Source organism: Desulfosalsimonas sp., from assembly GCF_055149105.1.
Window position 1 is genome coordinate 64,278 of the sequence record NZ_JBSRLA010000011.1, and the last position, 7,900, is coordinate 72,177.

The 7,900-nt window shown below is 58.3% G+C and carries 9 protein-coding genes; 1 reads left to right on the forward strand and 8 read right to left on the reverse strand.

The window, feature by feature from the left end:
• Window positions 1-44 precede the first annotated feature (44 nt).
• Complete coding sequence (locus ACTCIA_RS04325) at window positions 45-146, forward strand: MetS family NSS transporter small subunit (RefSeq protein WP_463000575.1); 102 nt, start codon at window positions 45-47, stop codon at window positions 144-146.
• Here the strand turns inward: ACTCIA_RS04325 and ACTCIA_RS04330 are convergent.
• From ACTCIA_RS04330 to cobM, 8 genes are all read right to left on the reverse strand, one after another.
• Complete coding sequence (locus ACTCIA_RS04330) at window positions 141-1,055, reverse strand: ADP-ribosylglycohydrolase family protein (RefSeq protein ID WP_463000576.1); 915 nt, start codon at window positions 1,053-1,055, stop codon at window positions 141-143. The genes ACTCIA_RS04325 and ACTCIA_RS04330 overlap by 6 nt on opposite strands.
• A 12-nt stretch (window positions 1,056-1,067) precedes the next feature.
• Window positions 1,068-1,253 (reverse strand): hypothetical protein, encoded by a 186-nt coding sequence (locus ACTCIA_RS04335; RefSeq protein ID WP_463000577.1) that lies wholly within the window; start codon window positions 1,251-1,253, stop codon window positions 1,068-1,070.
• Window positions 1,254-1,388: 135 nt separating this feature from the next.
• Window positions 1,389-2,342 carry an adenosylcobinamide-phosphate synthase CbiB gene (gene cbiB, locus ACTCIA_RS04340; RefSeq protein WP_463000578.1) on the reverse strand — a complete coding sequence of 318 codons (954 nt, stop codon included), beginning with the start codon at window positions 2,340-2,342 and terminating at the stop codon, window positions 1,389-1,391.
• The gene (locus tag ACTCIA_RS04345) at window positions 2,342-3,448 is read right to left on the reverse strand and encodes an aminotransferase class I/II-fold pyridoxal phosphate-dependent enzyme (RefSeq protein WP_463000579.1); all 1,107 of its coding nucleotides are present in this window, start codon (window positions 3,446-3,448) and stop codon (window positions 2,342-2,344) included. Before ACTCIA_RS04345 ends, cbiB begins: the two co-directional genes overlap by 1 nt.
• Complete coding sequence (locus ACTCIA_RS04350; protein WP_463000580.1) at window positions 3,445-4,968, reverse strand: cobyric acid synthase; 1,524 nt, start codon at window positions 4,966-4,968, stop codon at window positions 3,445-3,447. The genes ACTCIA_RS04345 and ACTCIA_RS04350 overlap by 4 nt, the downstream gene beginning before the upstream one ends.
• 154 nt (window positions 4,969-5,122) lie before the next feature.
• Window positions 5,123-5,863: a precorrin-3B C(17)-methyltransferase gene (cobJ, locus tag ACTCIA_RS04355; RefSeq protein WP_463000581.1), complete on the reverse strand. Its 741-nt coding sequence runs from the start codon at window positions 5,861-5,863 to the stop codon at window positions 5,123-5,125.
• Window positions 5,864-5,889: 26 nt separating this feature from the next.
• A complete protein-coding gene (locus ACTCIA_RS04360) occupies window positions 5,890-6,939 on the reverse strand; it encodes a cobalt-precorrin 5A hydrolase (protein ID WP_463000582.1) in 1,050 nt (349 codons plus the stop codon).
• Window positions 6,926-7,708 carry a precorrin-4 C(11)-methyltransferase gene (cobM, locus tag ACTCIA_RS04365; RefSeq protein ID WP_463000583.1) on the reverse strand — a complete coding sequence of 261 codons (783 nt, stop codon included), beginning with the start codon at window positions 7,706-7,708 and terminating at the stop codon, window positions 6,926-6,928. The genes ACTCIA_RS04360 and cobM overlap by 14 nt, the downstream gene beginning before the upstream one ends.
• Between the last annotated feature and the right edge of the window lie 192 nt (window positions 7,709-7,900).

A 7,900-nucleotide genomic window follows, 5' to 3' on the forward strand; every position in this document is an offset into this window, starting at 1 on the left:
ATCGCTTGGTTCAGGCAATCGCATAGAATAAAGGAGTCCCGGAAATGAGCAGCGGATCCATTGTCATGATGATCATCGGTCTGGCCGTCACCTGGGGCGGTGCGGCCGTGTGCATTGCTAACGCCCTGAAAAAAAGATCCCTATAAACCTGTGATTTGATCCAGTAGCTTGCGGATTTCGCTGATGCGGTTGACACTTTCGATCCAGTCTCCGGAAACCGCCTCCATGCCCTGATGCGCGCCAAGGATCATCCCGGCGATGGTTCCCCTGGCCGCGCTGTCGCCGCCGGCCATCACCGACTGGACCAGGGCTTCTTTGAGATTGTCTTCATACCGGGCAATGAGATGAATGGTGCCGGGCAGGGCCTGGTCGATTTCACAGGCCGGGCCGAACCGGGCGATGGCATCAGCGCTCTGCTCATTTGCGGATTTGAGTCCGGGTTCGATATACATGGAAATGGGGGACATGGCAAATTCGTCGTCCTCTGCCAGGTTTTCCACGGCTGCGGCAGGAGCCGAACCCTGCAGCACCGCATGGGCCAGCCGGGCAAAAAACGCTGCTGCATCAATCACGGCTTCATTGTTGTGGGTCATGGCCGTCTGGGCGCGCGCGGCCTGCACCAGTTTTTCCGGGTCATCTGAATAAAGGCCGATCAGCGGCGCGATCCGGGCGGCCCCGGCCAGGTCATTGGATGATGAGCCCGCATTTTCCGGGCCTGCACCTTTTTCATAATTGGCAAGGGTCTTGCGGGTGGCATTGTCGATATAGCCGTCATAGTTGTCAAACAGGGCCCGCCATTTTTCGGAAAAATCAGCTGTCACAAATTCTTTTTTTCCGGCAATGGACCGGAGCAGCACCAGCATTTGGTCCCCGTAATGGGTGAAATCCCCCTTGCCTTTGGTCTTGTGAAAGGAATCCGGGCCCGGTGCCGCCGGAGATTCGATTCTGCCGAAATCTGCCTGGATTATTTCCGGATCATAGATCCAGTGGGCGCCCAGGGCCAGGCTGTCTGCGGCAAAGGCGGCCAGCACGGCGGCTTTGGCGTTATCGCTCATGGCGGGTCCTCCTTATTTTGATGCCTTGTCCTGTTCGTTTTCATCTTTGCGGCAGATGCATTCATGCTCCCCGCACTGATCACAGATATATGTGGCCTCAACGGCCGGGGTGCCGGCGCGCTCCGCGGGCTTGTTTTTCCTGAAAATGAAAAATCCCAGCACAGCTGCCAGCAGAAAGATGATAATCAAATATTCCATGTTTTATTTTCCTTGTTGAATTCAGTTCAATGTTGTTGTTTCTATAATAATTATCATCATTGGCCGGAATGCAACGCAGATATCCCGGTCCGGGTGGCGCCCGGCAAGGACCCCGCCAGCACCGGACTAGGAATGCTAACCGATTATCATCCGGAAAACCATCATGAGCGCTGCGGCAATCAGGGTGGCGGCCATCATCAGGCGGCAGGCCGCGGATATGTGGTCCGGGCCGGGCAGGGAAAAACCAGCCCCGATCCAGGGTTTTTCCACAAGCCTGCCGTGGTAGACGCCCGGGCCGATCAGTCGTATGCCAAGAGCGCCGGCAAATGCGGCCTCCGGGCGTCCGGCATTGGGGCTTTTGTGGTTGCCGCCCTCGGTGATGGCGGTTTTAAAGGCCCTGGGGCCGGTTTTGCAAACCAGGGCGGCTGCCAGGGAGATGATGGGCACACAAAGCCTTGCCGGAATCCAGTTGGCCGCGTCATCAAGCCGGGCCGCAGATTTTCCGAATTGTTCATATTTTTCCGTGCGGTATCCCACCATGGAGTCCAACGTGGAGATCATTTTAAAAGCCATGACTCCGGGCGCGCCCAGGATGGCGGCAAAACACAGGGGGGTGAGCACGCCGTCAACAAAATTTTCCGCAACCGTTTCAATGGTGGCCCGGCTGATGGCAGATTCATCCATGTTTGCCGTATCCCGGCTCACCAGCATGGCAATCAGGGCCCGGGCCTGATCCAGGCGGCCGGCAGCAAGGGCCTGGTAAACCTTTCCGGCCTCGTCATACAGGCACCGCGGGCAGATGCAGGCATAGACCAGCAGGATCTCCAAAATCGTTCCTGCAGCCGTATGCCCCAGATGGGCAAGCACCACCCCGGCCAGGGTGATGACATAAGTGCCCGATACCAGGACTGCGGCAAAAGCCAGCCCGGCTGTGAATTCATTGGGCAGAAGCGCCCGGAAAGGTTTTTCCAGCCGGGCTGCGGCCGCGCCCATCAGGCGAACCGGGTGGGGCAGGCGGGCCGGATCACCCAGAAGCAGATCCAGGGCCAGGGCGGCGGCGATGATCCAGGCGGCAGAAAGCCCGGCCATCAGGTGTTCTCCGGGCCGGCCGTCTGCGCGCGCTCCCGGGCATAACCGGCAATCAGGTCTGCTGCTTTGACATTAGTGTCCGGGTCCTGGATGGATATCCGGAAAAAACGGCTGTCAAGTCCTTTGAAATTTTCGCAGTTCCGGATCAGCAGGCGGTGATCGAGCATGCAGACGGCCATGTCGGCTGCCGTGAAATCTCTGGCCTGCAAAAGAATAAACGTGGCATCCGAATCATGGACCCGAAGGCCGGGCACGCCGGCAAGGCGCCGGTGGATTTCGGCGCGCTGGTCTTTGAGATACTGCCGGGTTTTTTCTTCATGTTTTTCGGCCGTGTCCTGATTTTGGGCAATAAAGATCACCGCCTGCTGGGCCTGGGCATTAACACTCCAGGGCGGGCAGTGGTTTCGGATTTTTTGGGCAATGCCTTTGGGGGCTGCGCAGAATCCCACCCGCAGGCCCGGGATGCAGTACATCTTGGAAAGCGACCGGAGCACCACCACATTGGGCAAATCCGCGCGGGCCAGGCTTTTCCCCCCCTGGCCGGAAACAAAGGGCAGGTAGGATTCGTCCATGACAAAAAGTGTTTCCGGCAGGTCCCGGGCCAGGTGGGCCAATAAATCGGTGTCCGTGTATCCGCCCGTGGGATTGTTGGGGTTGCACAAAAATACCGCATCCGCGCCTTTTGCAGCGGTTTTGAGCCGGTCTGCGTCCAGGGCAAAGCCCTGGCTGTCATGGCGCATGAAAAATTCATGCTGCACGCCGTTGATGGCCAGAGCATCTGCATAGTCGGCATAAGTGGGCCCGACCACCACTGCGGAGCCGATGTTTGCGGCCCGGGGCAGCAGGTAGAGAAATTCCGTGGTGCCCGCTCCGGCAATGACCCCGGATCTGTCAATATTTTCAAAATCGGCAAAAGCGGCCGCTGCCCGGCCGGCATCCACTTCCGGAAGCCGGCACACGCCATGGATGTTTTCGGCCAGGTGATTGAGCAGGCCGGGCATGGGGCCCAGGGGATTGATATTGGCGCTCATGTCCGTGATGTCTTCGGGCGCGCAACCCAGGGCCGCTGCTGCGGCAAATATGTTGCCCCCGTGTCCGTGGATCATTTTTTCTCCTTCAGGCCGAGACAGGCCATGAGTGCGGCAATGTCTGCATGGGCCTCAAAATGTTGTGCCAGCAGATCGTACTGATGATCCCTGGCGGCAGGTCCCTGCAGGCCCGGGACCCGGACCCCGTGAACGTCCACATGGGCCAGCCATTTTTCAAGAATTCCGGGTCGGTCAAACAGGCCGTGCATGTATGTGCCCATTGCCCGGTTGTCTGCGCTCACGCACCCGTCGGTGAAATCGCAGGCCCGGCTGTTTTGCGCTGTTACGCGAAACAAGGGCGCGCCGTGTTCTGATCCCGGAACAGGTCTTGTCTGTCCCATGTGGATCTCATAGCCCGCGCCCTTGGTCTCATCCCAGAAAAAACGGGCCAGGGTGGTGGTTTTGGGGGCGGCCAGGACGGTTTCTACGGGCAAAAGACCAAGACCATGGGTGGAGCCGGGCTCGCCTTCAAGCCCCTCCGGGTCATTGACACTTTGTCCCAGCATCTGGTATCCGCCGCAGATGCCCAGCACATGCCCCCCGTTATGGTGATAGGCCCGGATGGCTTCCGTCCAGCCGGATTTGTGCAGCCATTGCAGATCCGCCCGGGTATTTTTGGTGCCCGGCAAAATAACCGCGCAAAAACGCGACAAATCCCGGGGTTGTTCCATGAAATGCACGGACAGGCCTTTTGCGGCATCCAGGGGATCAAAGTCCGTGAAATTCGAAATTCTGGGCAGCCGGACCACTGCCGCGGCCGGGCCGGTAATCGGTGCCGTGGCAGCAGGGGCGTCTTTTTCAATGGATACAGCGTCTTCGGCCTCGATCCGGATATGATTAAACCAGGGGATCACCCCGAAGGCGGGTTTTTGGGATTTTTGTTCAAGCCATATCAGACCGTCTGAAAACAGGTCCGGATCTCCCCGGAACCGGTTGATCACAAATCCGGCAATCCGGTCGGAAAAATGCCGGGGCAGGCACTGGAGGGTGCCGGTGATCTGGGCAAAAACCCCGCCCTTGTGAATGTCTGCCACCAGTACCACGGGTGCATCCGCGTATGAGGCCATGGGCAGGTTCACAAAGTCCCGGTCCATGAGGTTGACCTCGGCACATGAGCCGGCGCCCTCCATGATCACAACATCACACCGGGTTCGCAGCCGGTCAAGGGCTGCTGCGGCTGTTTTGAAAAGCGCGTTTTTTTCCCTGTAATACTGTGTCGCCTTCTGGTGGCCCGTGGCCTTTCCCATGACCACCACCTGGGAGCCATTGTCGCCTGCGGGCTTTAACAGCACCGGGTTCATGTCCACATGAGGCGCGGTTTTGGCCGCCTCTGCCTGTACGATCTGGGCCCGGCCCATTTCCAGGCCTTCCGGGGTGACCCCGGAGTTGTTGGACATGTTCTGGGCCTTAAAGGGCATCACCCGGAAGCCCCGGTTTGCAAGGACCCGGCACATGGCCGCGGCAAGTACGCTTTTTCCCACCTCAGAGCCGGTGCCCAAAAAGGCCAGGCAGGGGGCGGGTTTTGTTTTCTTTGTCATTTTTGAAGGCCTCGTAAAAAGTCGGTTTTCAGATGGCGCCGTAAAAAGTTCAAGATCAAGGCTTGCGCGATTTCGAAGAATGCAGCGTACTTATCCGTACGTGAAATTATGAGAAATCGCGCGTAACGCAGATATTGGACTTTTTACGGTGCCATCATTTCTGCCCTGCTGCATCAAATTGGAGTTGATATTTTGCGCCATACCCCCTGGGCGTGATCATGTGAGCCCCGGACACAAAGGTGTGGCTGTTTCCCACAAAAACTGTTGTCTGCATGCCCGCTTGCGCGCAGTCCAGGTCTGCCAGGGTGGTCAGGGCGATGTTTTGATCCTCCCGCATGGCCGAGGTGACAAGGCCCACAGGAGTGTTTTGGCTGCGGTGCTGCAAAAGGATCTGTTTGGCTGAATCGAGCTGCCAGTTGCGTTTTTTGCTCCTGGGATTGTAGAGCACGGTGACAAAGTCGGCCGCGCCTGCGGCATGCAGGCGCTTTTCAATCAGATCCCACGGGGTGAGCAGATCGCTTAAACTGATGGCGCAGAAATCATGCATCAACGGCGCTCCCAGAAGGGCCGCGCCCGCGCTTAAGGCCGGAATGCCAGGGACAACTTCTATGGACACCTGCCCGGGCTCTGTTCCCAAAGGCACCTGGTTTTGGATGCAGACTTCAAAGACCAGGCCGGCCATGGCGTATATGCCCGGATCACCGCTGCAGATCAGCGCACAGCTGCGGCCGGCCTGCACGGTTTCCACGGCCTGCTGCACCCGGTCCACCTCCCGGGTCATGCCCGTGGAAATGACCTGCTGATCTGTGATCAGGGGCTTTACCAGTTCCATGTAAGTGGTGTAGCCGCACAGCACCTGCACGCTTTCAATGACCTGTCTTGCCCGCAAAGACATGTGCTCCGGGCCGCCGGGCCCGATGCCTAGGATAAAAAGTCCAGGGCCGCCACTGCCACTGTGGTGTTTTTGGTCTTCTGTTTGGGCACCAGAATCTGCCCGGACCGGGCGGCTTTGATGGCTGCTGCTTCGCATACGCTCGTGATTCCCATGTGTTTTTCAACTGTTTCAGACGGTGTGGGCACGTTCTTGATTTCAGCAAGCCGGGCCCGGCTGTAGCCTGTCAGCGGGCGGGCAAAATGCTGCGCCATTTCCCGGAGCCCGGGTTCATGTGTTTTTTCGCAAATGGTGGCAAATTCCCGGATGGATTTCACTGACAGCCCATGGCGTGCAAATGCCGAGTACACGGCTTCACACAACTGCCCGGCGTCAGTGCCGCTGTTTAGTCCCACGCCCACGGCCAGAGACGCCGGACGCAGCACAAGCACGTTTTCCGGCAAATCAGGGCAATGATGATACACGTATATGCCCGGCTGGTTGCCAAAACCCGGAGTGGTGATTTCTTGGGTCCATTGGCCGAGCTCCTGGCCAAGCGTCTGGTAGGGATCATAGCGCAGGGGCTTTTGGCCGGAGATCATGGCCATGCTCACCGCCCGGACCGCCTCCGGGTTATCGGCATGCAGGCCGTGTTGTCTGGCCAGCAGATCCACTGCAGGCACGCCGGCGCGGTCCGTGGCCGTGGTGATTACCGGACACGCCCCGGTAATGTCGGCAATTTTTTTTGCCCAGGCGTTTGCCCCGCCCAGATGCCCGGAAACAAGACTGACGGCAAATCCGGCAGACTCGTCAATAGTGACAACAGCCGGATCAACATGCTTGGAATCCAGCAGGGGGGCGATCATGCGCACGGCAATGCCCGTGGCCATGACAAACACGTGGGCGTCATAGGACCGAAAGTGTTTTTCCACCGCACCGGCCAGGCTGTCAAAAAAAAGCGCGCCTTCAGGGCCGTCTGCGCTTTTGCCGGCGTGGACCGTAACGTTTTCAAGGCTGGCGGCAATGCGCTGTGCAATCCCGGCGCCTTTGGGGGTGACAATCCAAACCGCCACCGCCGGGTTTTGGTTATTTTGGTTCATGGCCCTTGCGGTATCCGTGGGTAAAGGTTTTGTCATAGAGCTTGGAGGCGGAAAAATCCCGGTTTTTCTGGGCCTCTAAGGCCGGGCCGGCAATGACAAGGGCCTGGCGGGAAATTTGGGCATCTTTCATGCTTTTTTCCAGGTCTCCGGCATTTGTCCACAGAACTTTTTCATCCTTGTGCGAGGCCCTGAAGACAACGGCCACAGGGGCATCCGGGCCGTAATTGGCTGCAAGCACATCCTGGAGCTTGTCTGCAAGACCGGCAGACAGGTACACGGCCATGCTGGTCTGATGGGCGGCCAGGGAGGCCAGGTTTTCCTTTTCCGGCACCGGGGTGCGGCCCTGCATGCGCGTTAAAATCAGGCTCTGGCTGACTTCCGGCAGGGTGTATTCCACTTTCAGGGCGGCTGCCGCGGCAAAGGCCGCCGTGACCCCGGGGATGATGCGGCAGGCAACACCCTTTTGTTCCAGAATCCGGAGCTGTTCGGCAATGGCCCCGTACAGGGACGGATCACCCGAATGCAGCCGCACCACCCGGTTGCCGTTGAAATGCGCCTGTGCCATTATATCCACGATTGCTTCCAGGTCCATTTTTGCGCTGTTTTCCAGGCGTGCATCTTTTCCGGTCCAGGCAAGCAGCGCATCCGGGACAAGTGATCCGGCATAGACCACCAGATCGGCTGTTTCCAGGGCGTGCTTTCCCTTGACGGTTATCAGTTCGGGATCACCCGGTCCGGCTCCCACAAACTGCACTGGGTATTGCGTCATTGTTTGTATTCCTTTTCTTGTGGCTTTATCCAATGATTACGGCAATATCTGAAAACTTCGCAGTAACTTCAAAAAAGTTGCTGTTCGTGTTTTGTTCTATAATTTTCGCATGATGCCGGCCCGGTGGCGGTTTGCTCCCTGCTGACCGCTTGCGCGCTCAATGCGACTCGCAAACCACCCCCGGGCCGGCAT

Coding starts and splice junctions, on each gene's coding strand:
- ACTCIA_RS04325 (WP_463000575.1), top strand. CDS start 45: ATGAGCAGCGGATCCATTGTCATGATGATCATCGGTCTGGCCGTCACC.
- ACTCIA_RS04330 (WP_463000576.1), bottom strand. CDS start 1,055: ATGAGCGATAACGCCAAAGCCGCCGTGCTGGCCGCCTTTGCCGCAGAC.
- ACTCIA_RS04335 (WP_463000577.1), bottom strand. CDS start 1,253: ATGGAATATTTGATTATCATCTTTCTGCTGGCAGCTGTGCTGGGATTT.
- cbiB (WP_463000578.1), bottom strand. CDS start 2,342: ATGGCCGGGCTTTCTGCCGCCTGGATCATCGCCGCCGCCCTGGCCCTG.
- ACTCIA_RS04345 (WP_463000579.1), bottom strand. CDS start 3,448: ATGATCCACGGACACGGGGGCAACATATTTGCCGCAGCAGCGGCCCTG.
- ACTCIA_RS04350 (WP_463000580.1), bottom strand. CDS start 4,968: ATGACAAAGAAAACAAAACCCGCCCCCTGCCTGGCCTTTTTGGGCACC.
- cobJ (WP_463000581.1), bottom strand. CDS start 5,863: ATGTCTTTGCGGGCAAGACAGGTCATTGAAAGCGTGCAGGTGCTGTGC.
- ACTCIA_RS04360 (WP_463000582.1), bottom strand. CDS start 6,939: ATGAACCAAAATAACCAAAACCCGGCGGTGGCGGTTTGGATTGTCACC.
- cobM (WP_463000583.1), bottom strand. CDS start 7,708: ATGACGCAATACCCAGTGCAGTTTGTGGGAGCCGGACCGGGTGATCCC.